Source organism: Oceanobacillus sp. FSL W7-1309 (assembly GCF_038002145.1).
GTDB classification, from domain to species: domain Bacteria; phylum Bacillota; class Bacilli; order Bacillales; family Amphibacillaceae; genus Oceanobacillus; species Oceanobacillus profundus.
The window spans coordinates 2,513,094-2,529,242 of the sequence record NZ_JBBOBX010000001.1 but is presented as its reverse complement, the minus strand read 5'-3'; the positions used below and the strand labels follow the sequence as shown (position 1 = coordinate 2,529,242).

The window sequence follows — 16,149 nt, the reverse complement described above, 5'->3', positions numbered from 1 at the left end:
AATAGATTGTTATACTGAAATAGTAGCAGTCCGAAAGACCTGTTTATCTTTACGGAAATTAAGGAGGCATCAATTTTGTGAAACGGTTTTACCATCTCTTACTTACTAAAACAAATTTACATGCTAGATTGAGTATATTGTTTTTATCTTTAATCTTTTTATCCGTCACTGCGGTTGGAGTTACTTCATACATACAAGCGAAGCAAATGACAATAACTACGATTGAAGATCGATTAGTTCGCGAAGCTCAATTAATTGGTTACATAGCAGAAAATCTCCACTTTCTCTACGTGAGTGATGAAGATTATTTTATGCAGCAATTGAATTCTAACATTCGTACGCAGCAGAGCCAATTAGAAACCGATGGGATGGAATCGGATTTCTTTTATATTGCTGATAATAGTGTAACACCTTTTCCAGTCAGTGCGGATTCACTGCCAAATATTCCTGATTCTTTGGTTCAAACCATTACAGAATCGCAGGATGGGCAGCTTCAGCGCGTAATTGATGGCGAAACGTACACAATAACTTTCCAACAAATGGACGAAATTAACGGCACCTATGTATTACTTGTGCCGACACAATCATTTATGGCACCTGTTAATAGTATGGGATTTGTATCTATTTTAATTACCGCTACAAGTATTATTCTTTCTACTATATTGATTATCCTTTTTGTTCGTACCTTAACCAAGCCGCTTTCTGTTCTGCGAGACACAATGCGGGAAGTTCGTAATGGAAACCTTCAGAATTCGGTAGCAATGAAAACAACAATACCAGAATTTGTATCATTACATAGAAGCTATGATTCCATGATTAACCAGATGACGACCATGTTTAATGAGTTAAAGAAAACTGCAGTTGAATTGTCGCGTACAGGAAAGACACTAGAGCATTCCTCTGATGACGCACTACAATACAGCCATGATTTAACCGAGTCTATTAATGTTGTGAAATTAGGTGCAGAACAAACTGCGAACAGCTCAGAAAGCAGTGTAGCAAGCTTTATTACGATGAAAAACAAAACAGAGGATATCATCACGAATATGGCTATTGTATTTAGCAATTCCAAACGTATGGGGAATACAGCAATTACTGGCGAAAAACATATATCACGATTAATCAATACAACACAAGCTTTCGAAAATGACTTTGAGCATTTAACCAAAACAATTCAGCAAGTAAATGAATACTCGATGTCCATTTCAAATTCAGTAGGATTAATTCAAGGAATTGCAGAACAAACAAAACTATTAGCACTTAATGCAACGATTGAAGCTGCTCGTGCTGGAGAATCTGGTAAAGGTTTTTCCGTTGTCGCCAATGAAGTTGGTAAACTTGCAGAGCAATCTTCCGCAACTGCTGCTAAAATCACTCAATCTATTAGCAATATGGGGAATATTACCTCCAATGCTACTGAAGAATTTGAACAAATGTTAAATAAGATAGGTTTAAATATTACGACAGCAAACGATGCAAAGTTATCATTGGATAATCTTATGAAGGAAATCGCAAAGGTTGGGACAAAACTTCAGGATATGAACGCAGAGCTAGAAAGCTTAAAAAATGAAATTCCTGCTTTAGAATATGCGGCAGATGAATTTGCTTCTGTTTCTCAAGAAACGTTAGCTAGCGCTGAAGAAATGCGCGTAAAAAGTGAACAGCAATACGAACAAATGCAACGTACACATGAGGTGGGGTTAACAATATCTGGATTGTCTAAATCTTTAGAGCGTGTGACAACACAGTTTGAAATAGAATCATCCAATCCATAATAAAACATAGTCGCAAGCGTCCGGCAAGCGAATTACGGTGGAGTGAAGTCTGACTACAGCTGTAGCGCTTCTTGGACGTGGCTGCTCCGGTATCTAAGTTATCAAATGCATGCAAACTTTATAGTTTCCTGCCAATTATAAAAAGCGTGATCGATTCGCACGTAGCGAAACTGATCACGCTTTTTTTGTATACAATATGTGGCTTTCTTCTATCTTATTGTACTTCCATTCGCAAATCACCAGTTTTTGCCCAACCAATTACTTTCAATGCATGATAGACCGAAATAGAGATAATAATCGGTAGGAAGACACCTACTACAAGATACATTATTAATGTTCCTAGTCCTTGATTCGCTATAATATTTAGCGGAGCGATAAAGGAATTTAACCCGAGTCCAGCAAGCTGATATGGAACTTGGAAATCAAATAGAATAATAGCGATTGGTGCACAAATAATTGATGAAAGAAATGGGCCAATTACTAATCGTGGATTCTTCACGATATTGGGTACCTGTACCTTAGGTGTAAGGAATGACTGTGCAATATTTGCTCCAAGTTCATTTTGTCTAAACGACATTGCAGTAAAACCAGCAAATTGTGCCGTACAGCCGATTAATGCAGCAGCACTAGAAACAGGATCAAGCTGGAGTGCAATCGCGATAGCTGCTGAAGAAGCCGGCGACATAAGAAATACACTCCATATAAGGGCAATAACGATCGAACCAACCAATGGTGATCCTCCCACAGAAGTAGCAATCTTTTCACTTAACCATACAAGGACAGGAGTTGTGACCCATGCTAGGAATACACCTGACACGCCCCCAATCATGATTGCAGTAAATGGAATAGCGAGCATATCCAACTTCGTCTTTCCAGTTACTCTTCTACCAGCCCATGTTGCGATAACTGCTGCCAAAACGGCACTTACAGGCTGTCCAGTTGTCAGGACCCATCCACCGTCAGCGGCAAGCTGCAGAGCATTCGCGCCAACCGTACTACTTGCCATTGCACTAAAGATAACTAATGTATTTCCACCTAACTGATATGCAATTCCAGCTCCGATAGCTGGGGCAAGCATTAGCTGAGCAGCTGTACCAATTGTTGTAAATCCTGCCCAACCAGTAATGGTTCCAAAAGCTTCAACCAACAAACCAATTCCGAGTGTTACCAACACGGCGTTTGCAAGCCCGATAGAAGCCTTGTACATTCGATCAATGATATATTTCTTCGTTGATTGTTTCATGATGTATATCCCCTTATATTTTATTCAATGTAAAATGATGGACAATTCCGACATTTCAGTGAATGCATTGTCTTCATTGCAGATAGAATGTCTTCACGAAGTGTCCAAACCCTACCAAACAAATTCTTTTTAACGAATGCCAGTCTATAAGTTAGTCAAATAAATTTGCTGGCTTTTGTTTCCCATAATAATCTCTTTTCACTCGTAATAAATTGTTACTATCATATTACGATTTTTACTTAGAGTCAAAAGTAATTTTATTATGAACATTTAAACAATAAGTCGTTTTTGTGACAACGCTATCAACTTGATTGTTTTTGACTGTTTTTGATGTTATTATACTGATTAGGAGGGTGTATATGTTAACTGAGGAACGACATACATTCATATTAAATGAATTAAAACAGGCGAACATTGTTAAAACGCAAGATTTAATGAATGCACTTAACAGTTCAGAGTCTACAATAAGAAGAGATCTGCAACATTTGGAGGAAGCTGGAGAATTAACACGTATCCATGGAGGAGCAAAGCGTATCTATCAATTGGATAGCGAACAGTCAATTCAGGAAAAATCCATCAAAAACAATCAAGAAAAAATAGCCATTGCAAAATTAGCAGCTTCTTTTATTGAAGATAATGACGTGATTTATTTAGATGCCGGAACAACAACATTAGCAATGATTGAATTCATAAATAAGTGGAATATTACTGTAGTAACAAACGGAATCGTACATGCATCCTTACTTACAGATAAAGAAATCAACACCATTTTAATAGGTGGTAAAGTAAAGCCATCAACAAAAGCTATTGTTGGTACTCCAAGTCAAAATGAACTGCAAAAATACCAATTCAATAAATCCTTTCTAGGAATGAATGGAATCGATGCAACATTCGGCTGTACAACCCCCGACCCAGAAGAAGCGGCATTAAAAACAATTGCCCATCAGCATTCTGCGACAGCTTATGTCTTAGCAGATTATACAAAATGGGATAAAGTTCACTTCGTAAACGTATGCGGGATCGAAGAAGTTACGTTGATTACGGATTCCTGTCATGAGGACCTTAGACCCTATAAAGCGAAAACAACAATTTGGGAGGCGAATCAATGATTTACACAATTACCTTAAATCCATCCATTGACTATATCGTACAAGTGAAGAATATGGACCTTGGAAAATTGAATAAAATGACAAACGATCTAAAACTCCCTGGAGGCAAAGGTATTAATGTATCTCGAATTTTACAAGAACTTGATGTACATTCAACCGCACTTGGTTTCTTAGGGGGATTTACCGGAGATTTTATTTCCAATTGGTTACAAAAGGACAATATTTCTGCAGATTTCATCCAAATTCAAAATGATACGAGAATTAATATTAAGCTAAAATCAGAGCTTGAAACTGAAATTAATGGGCAAGGACCTGCCATCTCCACTGAAGAAGCCGATGCTCTCTTAAAACAAATCGGTAATATTTCCAGTGAAGATAGTGTTATTTTATCGGGAAGCAAGCCACCTTCTCTCCCAGATAATTACTACCATACATTAATTGATGTGATTACGAAATCCAATGCTGCATTTATTATCGATACTACTGGTGAAGACTTAAAGGCTGCATTGCCTTATAATCCTTTACTCGTTAAACCGAACCTCGAGGAATTGGAAGAGCTATTCGGAACTAAGATAAACACGAAAGAAACTATCCTGCAATATGGCAAGAAATTACTCGAGCTTGGAGCACAGCACGCAATCGTCTCCATGGCTGGTGATGGCGCATTTCTTTTCACAAAAGAAGTCATCTATAAAGGAACAAGTCCAAAAGGAGTTGTTAAGAACTCTGTAGGAGCAGGTGACTCCATGATTGCCGGATTTGTTGGTGAATATATCAAAACAAAGGATGCAGAGCGAGCATTTAAGATGGGGATAGCTTCTGGCAGCGCAACAGCCTTTTCTGATGATCTAGCGAAGCGAAACGATATTCTCGCTTTAGTTGATCAAGTAAAAATTTCCCCTGTGTAAAAATATTAATAAAGGATGATAACCTTGAAAACAACCGAATTATTAAGAAAAGATATTATGATTATGGACTTGCAGGCAACAACCAAGGAGGCAGCAATTGACGAAATGATTCGTAGCCTCCATAAAAATGGCGTTGTCCAGGATGCAGAGGAATTTAAAGAGGCTATATTAAACCGTGAAGCACAATCCTCTACAGGTCTTGGTGATGGCATTGCAATGCCACATGCTAAAACAAAAGCAGTAAATGAACCTGCAGTGCTTTTTGCCAAGAGTACAAAAGGTGTTGAATATGAGTCGCTAGATGGTCAGCCTGCATATTTATTTTTTATGATTGCTGTTCCAGAAGGTGCCAATGATACTCACCTGCAAACACTTGCATCACTTTCCAAATTATTAATTGACCCAGATTTTGTCGGGCAGCTCAAACAAGCAAACTCACCTGATGAAGTTCATCAGCTGTTCAATCAGTCTGAAGAAGATGATACTGAATCCCCAGCGGATACAATGGTTGATACCGATTCAACTAAACCATTTATTGTTGCTGTTACCGCCTGCCCGACTGGAATCGCTCATACGTATATGGCTGAAGATGCTTTAAAGAAAAAAGCAGCTGAAATGAATGTCGACATTCGTGTAGAAACAAATGGCTCGGATGGAGCAAAAAACCGTTTAACCGATGAAGAGATCGCACGTGCAGATGCCGTTATTGTAGCAGCAAGCAAGAAAGTAGAAATGGCTCGGTTCAATGGCAAGCGTGTATTGGAAAGACCGGTAGCAGACGGTATTAAGAAAACAGAAGAACTGATTACCAAAGCAGTGAATCATGATGCAGCTGTTTATCATGCACAAGAGTCTGCTGTCAGTTCTGATAACGAAGAAAAGCAAAAATCATCTGTACTAAACACTGTGTATAAAGATTTAATGAATGGGATATCACATATGCTGCCATTTGTTATTGGTGGTGGTATTCTATTAGCGATTTCCTTCCTATTTGAAAGTATTTTAGGCAGTGACAGTGAAATTTTTCTTTTCCTGAATGAAGTTGGTGGCAATGCATTCAACTTCTTAATCCCAATATTCGCTGGATTTATCGCAATGAGTATCGCAGATCGCCCTGGATTAATGCCAGGTATGGTTGGTGGATTAATTGCTGTTCAAAGTGAAGCTGGGTTTATTGGTGGCTTAGTTGCTGGTTTCTTAGCTGGATATATCGTTGTACTTTTAAAAAGAGGTTTACGCGGCTTACCACGAGCATTGGATGGTTTAAAGCCAATCTTGCTTTACCCTGTTTTAGGTCTATTTTTCACTGGCCTTCTTATGTATTTTGTGTTTGGCCCAATTTTTGCCGGTCTTAACCATGTGATGGTTGAATTTTTACAAAACCTTGGAACAGGAAATGCAGTTATTCTTGGAGCATTACTTGGTGGCATGATGGCTATCGATATGGGTGGCCCATTTAACAAAGCTGCGTATGCATTTTCGATTGGTATTTTCACGGACACTGGAGATGGCAGCCTGATGGCAGCAGTTATGGCTGGAGGAATGGTGCCACCACTTGCCATTGCGCTTGCTTCAACATTTTTTAAAAACAAGTTTAATGAAAATGAACGCAAATCAGGTGTCACGAACTATGTGATGGGAATTTCCTTTATTACGGAAGGTGCGATTCCATTCGCTGCTGCAGATCCATTACGCGTAATCGGATCCTCGGTTCTAGGAGCAGCAATCGCTGGTGGTTTAACGCAATTCTGGAATAGTGCTATCCCAGCACCACATGGAGGAATTTTCGTAATTCCTTTAGCAGAGAATCCTTTATTCTTCCTGCTTTCCCTTGCCATTGGTACTGTTGTATCAGCTGTATTGCTTGGCTTATGGAAAAAGCCAGCTGTTGGTCAAGGAAAATAAACTTTAATAAAAAGCCGGCATCCACTTATAAGGATGCCGGTTTTTTTTGCGATTTAATATTTAAATACCATCGTTACAATCTGGTATCCTGCACCAATGGTCCAGAATAATAAATAATCTCCGCGTTTAATTTTGCCGGATTTAACGCCTTCATGCAGAACAATAAATGGACTACTAGTGCCTGTGTAACCAAATTGATCTCCTACGTAAACAATCTGATCATCATGAATATTGAATTTTTCTTGAATCTCTAGAATTGTTGCAAGCGAAAATTGCGAGAGGCAATATATTCCGATATCCGCTTTCGTTAGGTTATTTCTTTCAAAGATTGTTTCGAAGGATTCCTCAACATGTTTCATACTTTCACTTCCATCAAAAGGAATCCATTTAATATATTTGCCTTGAGCCGCCCCTCGTAGTGTATTCGACAATCCCTGTTCAGGATAAACAATATTATTTCTGCTTTTCGAATCTACTGCATAAACTGAGTCGATGAAGCCTGTATCTTCTTCTGTCGTCTCTAAAATTACCGCCGCAGCAGCATCACCATAGTTAGAATATGTAATTTCATCTTCTGGATCACAGAGAAGTGAGTTATAATCTGAACCTACAATGAGGGCAGTTTTTACGTTTGGATTTGCTTTCATATAACGTGATGCCTGTTCAACCGCTGCTGTCATTCCTGCACAGTTTGCATTCGAGTCCAGTACAATCGTGTGCTCATCTCCTTCAATGGCATTGTGCAGAAATAATGCATTCGTTGGAAATGTATATTCTGGTGTTTGTGTAGAGAAGACAAGCATATCAATATCTTTTCCTGACATTCCCGCTTTTTCCAGTACCGTTTTACTTGCCTCAATCGCCATCGTAAGTGCATTCTCATCATTGTTTTTAATGATATAGCGATCTTTCCTTCCCATATGTTGGACAAATCGTCTGATATCTTTGCCTTGCTTTTGGAAATGATCGAGGTAAAATTCATTATTCACTGATGTTTGTGGATGATAAATTCCTACTTCCTTTATTCTGATATTCATAAGATGTAAAACCCCTTCTTCTATATCTGATTCATGATAATTGCTCAATCTAAAAGAACAAGATTTTTAACGAAACCTTGTTCTTCTTCTCGTTTCATTCAGTTTTAGTCTGACGTAACTTCTACGTTTGTTAACCCTGTGTTTCTAGCAAGTCTATTAAATTGCATTTTTAAAACTACATTATCCTGCACCTTGAAAATTACCTTGTTAAATCCAGATTCTTTGTATAAACCGAAGCATGCTTCTAAATGGGGAACCATATCTGCCGAAACAACTTGCATCGACGTACAATCGAATTCAAGCGTGTATTCTGCTGGGTTAATCGAGTTTACAGCTTTATGATAATCATCTACAAAGCTTTGCGCATCTTCTGGTACAAATGTCCCACTAACCATACAATCTATTATTTTTTTTGCTCGATTTAATTTTACATAATATTTTTCTTCCAACTCCAAAACTCCTGACATTATAAGCTTAATCGAACATTTGACAGTTGAGGAAAATTTTACTACCTGCCAAAGACGACAAGAATTAGTATAGCAAAATGAAGGTCTATTGTCACCTTTTAACAGACTTATGAAGTCCTAATTAACCATCCTTTTGTACCTATATAATGGAGTTAGTGCAATGCTTGGTATTAACCTAGATCTATAGAGTTTGAGAAAAAACCCCAGCTAACTAACAGCAACTCGATAGCTTTTGGCAACTCCTCTTCAGGTATTCCTGCAAAGCCAAGAATTATTTTTGGATCACCACGATAACGTTTTTCCATCGAATAAGAGGATAAGCCATACACTTTCAAATCTGCTTCTGTTGCTCGATGGATAAGCTCTTTTTCATCCATCCCATTTTTCACAGCAAGAACGATATGAAGTCCTGAATGTTCTCCAATTACTTGCAGCTTCTCTTGGTAAGGCTTTAACATCTCTAATGTCTTCTCTAATTTCCTGCGATAAATTTTTCGCATGCGATTTAAATGCTTTTCAAAATCTCCGTTTTTCATAAATTGTGTTAAGATATGCTGATCAATCCTTGAAACGGAACAATGATAAAATGATAGCTTGTTTTTGTATTTTTGCAGCAACAGCTTAGGGAGCACCATATAGCTAATACGAAGTGAGGGGATGAGCGATTTGGAAAAGCTCCCTAAATAGATTACTCTTCCCGCCTGGTCCATCCCCTGTAACGAAGGAATTGATTTCCCGCTGTAACGAAATTCACTATCATAGTCGTCCTCAATAATATAACGATCTACTGCAGCTGCTGCCCAATTTAAAAGCTTAACTCTGCGATTCACAGACAATACAGATCCATATGGAAAATGATGCGATGGCGTTACATAGACAACATTCATTTGTTTATTTTCGATTGTGCTCACATCCACTCCTTCATCATCAACTTCAAGTGGATGTACTTCATTTGGATAGTTGCTTAATATTCGAGAAATCACATGATAACCAGGGTCTTCCACACCATAGACTGTCTGGTGCTTAAATAATAGAACAAGCTGTTGCAATAAAAATTCGCTCCCTGCACCGATAAAAATCTCTTCGGGAGCACATTTTACACCTCGGGCATGATATAAATAGTGCGCAATTTCCCGGCGGAGCTCAAATTCCCCCTGGGAATCACCTAACAGAAGCAAGGAATGGTTTTGCATATCCATGGAGTTTTTTGCATACTTCCTCCACTTGGAAAATGGAAAATTTTCCGTATCCACCCAGCTTGGGTGAAAATTATAAATCACAGTTTCCTCTTCTTTTTCATCCTCTGCTGAAGCTTCTGCCTGATGCACATATTCTAAGTCGGCATACGCCAATACAAAATATCCCTTCCTCGGTATACCATCCACATACCCTTCAGCCACTAATTGCTCATAGGCGGTTTCAACTGTATTTTGACTAACCTTTAGAAACTCAGCAAGCTTCCGTTTTGAAGGCAGCTTGCTTCCATATTCCAGACGCCCATCTATAATTTCTGTTTTGATAAATATATATAATTGTTCATATAAAGGGACATCACTCGTTCGGTTTAAATGGCAGGACAGCATATCCATAATTTTTAGCACTCCTCTTTTCTGACCCTATCATTTTTATAAAAACTGACACTTTTAATACAGCCACATACTTTTTATAATAAACTAAATTCTGAAAAAAACAACACAGAAAGTGAGTGGTAAAAATGGAAAAATTATTAGGCACTGAAACGGTAAAACGAGGGATGGCGCAAATGCAAAAGGGCGGCGTCATTATGGATGTTGTTAATGCGGAACAAGCGAAAATTGCAGAGGCTTCAGGTGCGGTTGCTGTTATGGCATTAGAAAGAGTACCATCCGATATTCGTGCTGCTGGTGGAGTTGCTCGAATGGCTGATCCTCGCATCGTTGAAGAAGTAATGAATGCTGTATCGATTCCTGTCATGGCGAAAGCACGTATCGGGCATATTGTAGAAGCTCGTGTTTTAGAAGCAATGGGAGTAGATTATATTGATGAAAGTGAAGTATTAACGCCTGCGGATGAAGAATTCCACCTGCTGAAAAACGCATATACAGTACCATTTGTCTGTGGCTGCCGTGATTTAGGGGAAGCTGCACGCAGAATTGGGGAAGGTGCTGCCATGCTTCGTACAAAAGGTGAACCTGGAACAGGGAATATCGTTGAAGCAGTTCGTCATATGCGTCAAGTAAATGCACAGGTCCGCAAAGTAACCTTAATGAACGATGATGAGCTTATGACAGAGGCAAAAATCCTTGGTGCCCCTTATGAAATATTAAAACAAATTAAGGAAGCAGGAAAGTTACCAGTTGTTAATTTTGCTGCCGGTGGGGTTGCTACACCAGCTGATGCTGCATTAATGATGGAATTAGGTGCAGATGGCGTATTCGTAGGATCCGGGGTCTTCAAATCAGAAAACCCAGAGAAGTTCGCAAATGCCATTGTACAAGCAACGACCTATTACAATGATTATGACCTAATTGGTAAGCTTTCCCAAGAGCTTGGAAGTGCAATGAAAGGAATCGATATTGCTACACTTGCTGCTGAAGAGAGAATGCAAGAAAGGTAAGCTTCTTAAGAAAGGATGAAAGTCATGAAAATCGGCGTCTTAGGATTACAGGGTGCGGTTGAAGAGCATATCAAGCAAATTACTGCTTTAGGATTAGAAGGAATAACAATTAAGCAACCCGAACAACTTCAGGAAATTGATGGTTTAATCTTACCAGGCGGAGAAAGCACAACAATAAGCAGACTTATTCATCGTTATGGATTCACTGATCCAATAAAGAAATTTGCAAAGAGCAAAAAACCGATTTTCGGTACTTGTGCTGGAATGGTACTGCTCGCCAAAGAGCTTTCAGGTTCAGAGGATTCACATCTTGGATTAATGGATATTTGCGTGAAACGGAATGCTTTCGGCAGGCAGCGCGACAGCTTTGAAGCGAAGCTCGATGTTAAAGGTATTGCTGACCCATTTACAGCAGTCTTTATTCGAGCTCCTTATGTGGAGAGCGCAGTAACTCATGTGGAAATTTTAGCTACATATAACGAGCATATTGTTGCTGCAAAACAAGAGCACTTACTTGTCAGCTCCTTTCATCCCGAACTAACTGGGGATACACGTTTCCTTGAGCTATTTGTTAGTATGGTTACAGAATACAAAAAGGAATTAATCATCTCTTAATAAAGAAGCAAGTTAGGTTTGTAAAAAAGCAACCTAACTTGCTTTGTCAATTTAGCTTTTGAGAATATACAGTGACCAATTATCATTACTAATCCATGGAATGAAAGATTGCTTTCGTTCGCAAATTCTCGGGTTTGAGAGATATGCAGAAAGCTAAGTTTTGAAAACTACTTTAACGTTTGCGAAGAAACGATTCGATCTGTCGTTTATGATGCTGATCATGCCAGATAAAACCACACACATAGTTATATAACGTATGGGGGTAACCCGAGTACGGATCAATTTCTTCCCGATTTAATACAAATTTCGCAAAGAATACTTCATCGGTCTTTTCCTTCAAACTAGAAACCAATGCTATCCTGTTTTCGATTAGCTCTTCAATGAGTGTATTGAAAGAAACACCAGATAATGCATATTCGGAAGCCTGATCATTCAATACTTGAAATTCAACGCTTTCAATCCTTGCATTGGGTTTCATTTTTGGAATCGTTTCCTCAGCAATGTATTTGTCCCAGAATGCTAGATGTGCAATAATTTCAGCAACAGACCACTTCCCTTCTGTTGTAGGATGAAATAGTACATCAGAATCGTATGCTAGCAACGTTTTTACCCATGGTATAAACCGTTCTAGTGTGTCAATTAATTCTTCTTTTGTTTTCAAAAGAATACTTTCCTTTCTACTTTCTTTGATTTTAGTAAGCGCATATCCCTTAAAACACTTATTCTAAATCCATTTTAAACACATAGCTCACCTTATTATAATTCATCTTACTTTCATAAAAACGATGTGCACCTTCTCTTTGGAGACCTGATGACAGCGCAACACATTCATATTTATTTGATTTAGCCCATTCATGCACATAAGAAAGCAACGTTTCACCATACCCTTTGGAACGCCTCGTCTGACTTGTAACTAAATCACAAACCCAAACAAATCGACCATAATAGAGTGTTATCATCGGCTTGAATCCAACAACCGCTACAATCTCGTCTTGATCATACAAAGCGATAATTTTATAGCTATCCTTTTCTCGTGCTTCCTTGACCAAATCAAGATAAGATTGTTCACTGAGGTGTGTACGAAGCTCCCGCATAACTGGATATGCTTCTAATATGTCTTCCTGTGTTTGCAGTTCTTTTATCACAACGCTCATTAGATTATCCCCTTTTCTCTTCCCATTTCAATCAGACGTTCATAAGGGTCACCTTTAATCCCTAGAACTTCGCAAAAGGCTGGTTCTGTTTTAATCCCTTGTTGTTTAAGGTGAATCACCTTTTCCCGGAGCTTCGATACTTCTTTCAATAGATGATGTTCGACGATCATATGTAGGTAGGCGTACTGTTCATAAACGGCTTTTGATTGACCGAATAATTCAAATTCAAACCCGCCATAATGAAAGTTAGTCTTGATTACTGGAGTATCTCGTATCCGTATTTGCTTTATTGTAAATTCTTCATGCTCCCCATACAATCTTATGATACGTGTTTTAAAATCACTAAAATCATTCACTTCCAAAATAATATCCAAGTCAGAATCTTTCACATCTATTCCAATTGGAATCGTTCCACAAAGTATTGGTGTATAATCAATTAGATCTTGCATCATGTTCAATTGTTTTATAGCCTTATACGCTTGCTGTTGCCTCGGGTTTCCCTGTTTTAAATAGCAAATTGTATGAAACATTGCTAAGCCCTAGCCCCCCTGCATAAAAACTGAATTATTTGTAAAATATCTTCGTAGATAGAATACTACAACTCTACTGGAAAACAAAAAATAAAGTAGGGAAACCACTCCCATGGCTTCCCCTTTATCAAACCGAACGTGCCCTATTAATATTAAGGCATCTGGCTTATCAGTATGTTACAATGCCTTCCAGGCATTTTGCATCTTTTGGAGTCAGTGAGGAGTATAGTATTACTCGCCATTCCTTGATGGACCTTCAAATAATTTTCCCAAATTAAATTGGTTGTTATCATTACATCTTATCTGCGAATCAGAGTCATAGATCTTTTCCATTCTGTGATTTAATGTTTAGTCATTAAATTACTTCCGTACTACGCGAAGGTTAACCCCCAACTAAATCAAAGATTTAGAAAGGGACTCCACCTTCGATTGATGTTCAATTTTTTGATTTTATAGACTTGCTGTAATATAATATTTATTCATAGGAACTTTGAATTTATTAATATCAAATAGAACGCTATTTACCGATAGTATCTATGAAAGGCAAAGGGGTTGACCCAGATGAGTAAGCGCAAGAAAAATTATTTGCAAGCAATTCCAGTTCTACTTTTTTTAATCATTATAGTATTTATTTTTGATTTACCCAAAACTAGTAGCTTTATAACGCTAGGTGTACTTGTTGTCTTTAACATTTTTGTATATGAGTTATTTATATTTAATAATAAAAAGAGCTAGTAAACTTTTATCTGAATAATAAAGACCGTTGGGATTTTCTCAACGGTCTTTTGAGTATATTTTCTATTAAATTAACTTGTTCTAGGGTTATCCTCAGTTGGGAACTACACTTATATCTGATGCCTCATACCAATAATCTTGTCCCCTATTACCTCTTTCATATTCAATACTTATTAAAAAGTTATCTGCCGTAGAACTATTTAATACAGTTTGAATACCTCTTGAGCCTAGGTCATTGCTAATTATAAAAATAGATAGCAACCCTGAAGCTCCACTTGCTCCTATGCTAATTCCAAAATTGGAAAGTGGATATGTCACTATTCCAGCAGCAATGCCAAAGCGTACATTGTCTAATGCATCTTCAGAGGATTCTGCATATTCTATTTCGTGAAGGAAATTAACTAGCTCACTTCTCGTTATGCTTTCACTAGTTTCAAAGCTTAGACCAATTTCTTGAGCTTCGTAAGGTGTCACTCCAATTACCCGACTAACTGCTGCTGAGACATTAAAAGCGAACGCAGAGACTAAAAACGATGCTACTACTCCCATAATAAGTATTTTTTTAAGATATTAACAACCTCCAAATTTTATAGTAAGTCGCGACTTAATGGAAGGATAACACACTAAAGGGAAATTTCAAAATAATAAATTAATGAAAAATTTTGCTTGTTTTAAATGGTGCTAAAACATGAAAATTCAGATAACGTTGTGTATTTAAGTTTCGTTAGAAAAGACCCTGTACTCTATATAAAAATGTTATCAACTCCACGTTTTAAAAGAGGTTGATAGAATACTACAACTCTACCGTAAAAATAAAGAAAAAAGCGAAGAGTTTCCTCCCCGCCCGTTAAGATATTTTCATTTCCGTACTGTCCATATTGATTCGTCTTTGCTCTGCTGCTTTTTTTCCATGAACGATATAGTAAATTCCTACACTTAATAGAACAATAACCGCCATTGCAATATATAATCCTCTAAATCCGATAAGAGGTAAAACAAACCCTAACAAGAAAGGTCCGACACCGATACCGAAATCAAAGAACACAAAGAATGTAGATGTTGCAAGTCCAATTCGTTGCCTTGGAGCCTGATTGACAGCAATCGTTTGAGCACTTGATTGGAAAGTTCCGAAACCGACTCCGATTACCGCTCCAGCTAAAAGTAAACTGATTCCAACACTTGCTTGACTTAAAATAACTAATCCCACAGCAAATAGTAAAAGCGATGGATATACTACGCTGTTCTCGCCTTTTGCATCAAATAATCGGCCAGTAAAAGGTCTAGAAGCTACCAGAAAAATTGCATACATGATAAAGAAAAAGCTAGCCGCATCTACCAAGTTGATTTCCGCTGCATATGCAGAGAAAAAGGATAAAATACTAGAATAAACAAAACCTACAGTAGCTACAAGAATTGCGATTGGAATAGTGGTTTTTTCAAAGAAATCATTAATATGAAATCCTTTTCGCGTTGGGGTCGGTTCATTCACAATATCTACCTTTGGTACACGTAAGAAAACTGTTGCAATCAATGCAACAGCTGCGAAGACAGTAGTAGCGATAAAAATCATCGGATTGTTAAAGTGTTGACTAATATACAATCCTAGGAATGGACCGATTGCCATGGCTAAATTTGTACTTGTTGCAAAGTACCCCATTCCTTCACCACGCCTTACAATTGGGATAATATCTGCCGCAATTGTACTCGTAGCTGTCGTACTAATTCCAAAAGCAAAACCATGAATAAAACGAATGACTAATAATGCAGCCAAATTATTGACTGGGAAATAAAATAGCATAAAGACCAAAAATAAAGCGAGCCCAAAGAGCAGCAATTTCTTTTTGCCTACCTTATCTATAATTCTTCCGGCAATTGGACGGACAAGCACTGCTCCAAGCACAAAAATACTCGATGCAAGCCCTGCCTGACTTTGGGAGGCATCGAATTGATCTACAGCATAAATAGCTAACGTTACAATTAACATATAAAACGAAATAAATAACAAAAAATTGGATGTCGCGACCATAATAAAGTCCTTCGTCCATAATTTAGGTTTTTGACTCATACTGATACTT

15 protein-coding genes are annotated in these 16,149 nt (G+C 37.9%); 6 read left to right on the top strand and 9 right to left on the bottom strand.

The features are described from left to right. Window positions 1-77: 77 nt before the first annotated feature. Window positions 78-1,775 carry a methyl-accepting chemotaxis protein gene (locus NST46_RS12215; protein ID WP_095313725.1) on the top strand — a complete coding sequence of 566 codons (1,698 nt, stop codon included), beginning with the start codon at window positions 78-80 and terminating at the stop codon, window positions 1,773-1,775. Between the two features lie 214 nt (window positions 1,776-1,989). Here NST46_RS12215 and NST46_RS12210 read toward each other — a convergent pair whose 3' ends face one another. Continuing rightward, entirely contained in the window at window positions 1,990-3,018 is a 1,029-nt protein-coding gene (locus NST46_RS12210; protein WP_095313726.1) for a PTS transporter subunit IIC, read from the bottom strand. A 359-nt stretch (window positions 3,019-3,377) separates the two neighbouring features. Here NST46_RS12210 and NST46_RS12205 point away from each other — a divergent pair, with 359 nt between their 5' ends. From NST46_RS12205 to NST46_RS12195, 3 genes are read left to right on the top strand one after another with little or no spacing between them, the layout of a single operon-like run. Continuing rightward, on the top strand, window positions 3,378-4,127 hold the full coding sequence (locus NST46_RS12205; protein ID WP_205126999.1) for a DeoR/GlpR family DNA-binding transcription regulator: 750 nt from the start codon (window positions 3,378-3,380) through the stop codon (window positions 4,125-4,127). Beyond that, entirely contained in the window at window positions 4,124-5,035 is a 912-nt protein-coding gene (gene pfkB / locus NST46_RS12200) for a 1-phosphofructokinase (protein WP_095313730.1), read from the top strand. The genes NST46_RS12205 and pfkB overlap by 4 nt, the downstream gene beginning before the upstream one ends. A gap of 24 nt (window positions 5,036-5,059) precedes the next feature. Beyond that, window positions 5,060-6,940 (top strand): PTS fructose transporter subunit IIABC, encoded by a 1,881-nt coding sequence (locus NST46_RS12195; protein ID WP_251661420.1) that lies wholly within the window; start codon window positions 5,060-5,062, stop codon window positions 6,938-6,940. A 53-nt stretch (window positions 6,941-6,993) separates the two neighbouring features. Here NST46_RS12195 and NST46_RS12190 read toward each other — a convergent pair whose 3' ends face one another. The 3 genes from NST46_RS12190 to pdxR form a co-directional block, all read right to left on the bottom strand. Continuing rightward, a complete protein-coding gene (locus tag NST46_RS12190; RefSeq protein ID WP_341137279.1) occupies window positions 6,994-7,977 on the bottom strand; it encodes a ketoacyl-ACP synthase III in 984 nt (327 codons plus the stop codon). 104 nt (window positions 7,978-8,081) lie between these two features. Next, complete coding sequence (locus NST46_RS12185; protein ID WP_205127000.1) at window positions 8,082-8,426, bottom strand: hypothetical protein; 345 nt, start codon at window positions 8,424-8,426, stop codon at window positions 8,082-8,084. Window positions 8,427-8,614: 188 nt separating this feature from the next. Then, window positions 8,615-10,033, bottom strand: coding sequence for a MocR-like pyridoxine biosynthesis transcription factor PdxR (gene pdxR / locus NST46_RS12180; RefSeq protein WP_341137278.1), 1,419 nt, complete (start codon window positions 10,031-10,033; stop codon window positions 8,615-8,617). Between the two features lie 125 nt (window positions 10,034-10,158). On the opposite strand from pdxR, the gene pdxS reads away from it, so the two are divergent. Next, window positions 10,159-11,040, top strand: a complete 882-nt coding sequence (gene pdxS / locus NST46_RS12175; protein WP_340003052.1) for a pyridoxal 5'-phosphate synthase lyase subunit PdxS — start codon at window positions 10,159-10,161, stop codon at window positions 11,038-11,040. 24 nt (window positions 11,041-11,064) lie between these two features. Further along, the gene (pdxT, locus tag NST46_RS12170; protein ID WP_340003051.1) at window positions 11,065-11,655 is read left to right on the top strand and encodes a pyridoxal 5'-phosphate synthase glutaminase subunit PdxT; all 591 of its coding nucleotides are present in this window, start codon (window positions 11,065-11,067) and stop codon (window positions 11,653-11,655) included. A 172-nt stretch (window positions 11,656-11,827) separates the two neighbouring features. Here the strand turns inward: pdxT and NST46_RS12165 are convergent, their stop codons facing one another. The 5 genes from NST46_RS12165 to NST46_RS12145 all read right to left on the bottom strand — a co-directional run bounded on the left by NST46_RS12165 (window position 11,828) and on the right by NST46_RS12145 (window position 16,139). Next, window positions 11,828-12,316, bottom strand: coding sequence for a DinB family protein (locus NST46_RS12165; protein ID WP_095313740.1), 489 nt, complete (start codon window positions 12,314-12,316; stop codon window positions 11,828-11,830). A gap of 58 nt (window positions 12,317-12,374) precedes the next feature. Further along, window positions 12,375-12,809, bottom strand: coding sequence for a GNAT family N-acetyltransferase (locus tag NST46_RS12160; RefSeq protein ID WP_095313743.1), 435 nt, complete (start codon window positions 12,807-12,809; stop codon window positions 12,375-12,377). Continuing rightward, window positions 12,809-13,339 (bottom strand): DUF4269 domain-containing protein, encoded by a 531-nt coding sequence (locus NST46_RS12155; RefSeq protein ID WP_341137277.1) that lies wholly within the window; start codon window positions 13,337-13,339, stop codon window positions 12,809-12,811. The genes NST46_RS12160 and NST46_RS12155 overlap by 1 nt, the downstream gene beginning before the upstream one ends. An 828-nt stretch (window positions 13,340-14,167) precedes the next feature. Then, complete coding sequence (locus NST46_RS12150; RefSeq protein ID WP_341137276.1) at window positions 14,168-14,623, bottom strand: hypothetical protein; 456 nt, start codon at window positions 14,621-14,623, stop codon at window positions 14,168-14,170. A 298-nt stretch (window positions 14,624-14,921) separates the two neighbouring features. After that, on the bottom strand, window positions 14,922-16,139 hold the full coding sequence (locus NST46_RS12145; RefSeq protein WP_095313747.1) for an MFS transporter: 1,218 nt from the start codon (window positions 16,137-16,139) through the stop codon (window positions 14,922-14,924). Between the last annotated feature and the right edge of the window lie 10 nt (window positions 16,140-16,149).

Bases quoted from the DNA above. Each gene is read 5' to 3' on its own strand.
- NST46_RS12205 (WP_205126999.1), top strand. From the start codon at position 3,378: ATGTTAACTGAGGAACGACATACATTCATATTAAATGAATTAAAACAG.
- NST46_RS12150 (WP_341137276.1), bottom strand. From the start codon at position 14,623: ATGGGAGTAGTAGCATCGTTTTTAGTCTCTGCGTTCGCTTTTAATGTC.
- NST46_RS12160 (WP_095313743.1), bottom strand. From the start codon at position 12,809: ATGAGCGTTGTGATAAAAGAACTGCAAACACAGGAAGACATATTAGAA.
- NST46_RS12155 (WP_341137277.1), bottom strand. From the start codon at position 13,339: ATGTTTCATACAATTTGCTATTTAAAACAGGGAAACCCGAGGCAACAG.
- NST46_RS12145 (WP_095313747.1), bottom strand. From the start codon at position 16,139: ATGAGTCAAAAACCTAAATTATGGACGAAGGACTTTATTATGGTCGCG.
- NST46_RS12210 (WP_095313726.1), bottom strand. From the start codon at position 3,018: ATGAAACAATCAACGAAGAAATATATCATTGATCGAATGTACAAGGCT.
- pdxS (WP_340003052.1), top strand. From the start codon at position 10,159: ATGGAAAAATTATTAGGCACTGAAACGGTAAAACGAGGGATGGCGCAA.
- pdxT (WP_340003051.1), top strand. From the start codon at position 11,065: ATGAAAATCGGCGTCTTAGGATTACAGGGTGCGGTTGAAGAGCATATC.
- pfkB (WP_095313730.1), top strand. From the start codon at position 4,124: ATGATTTACACAATTACCTTAAATCCATCCATTGACTATATCGTACAA.
- pdxR (WP_341137278.1), bottom strand. From the start codon at position 10,033: ATGGATATGCTGTCCTGCCATTTAAACCGAACGAGTGATGTCCCTTTA.
- NST46_RS12190 (WP_341137279.1), bottom strand. From the start codon at position 7,977: ATGAATATCAGAATAAAGGAAGTAGGAATTTATCATCCACAAACATCA.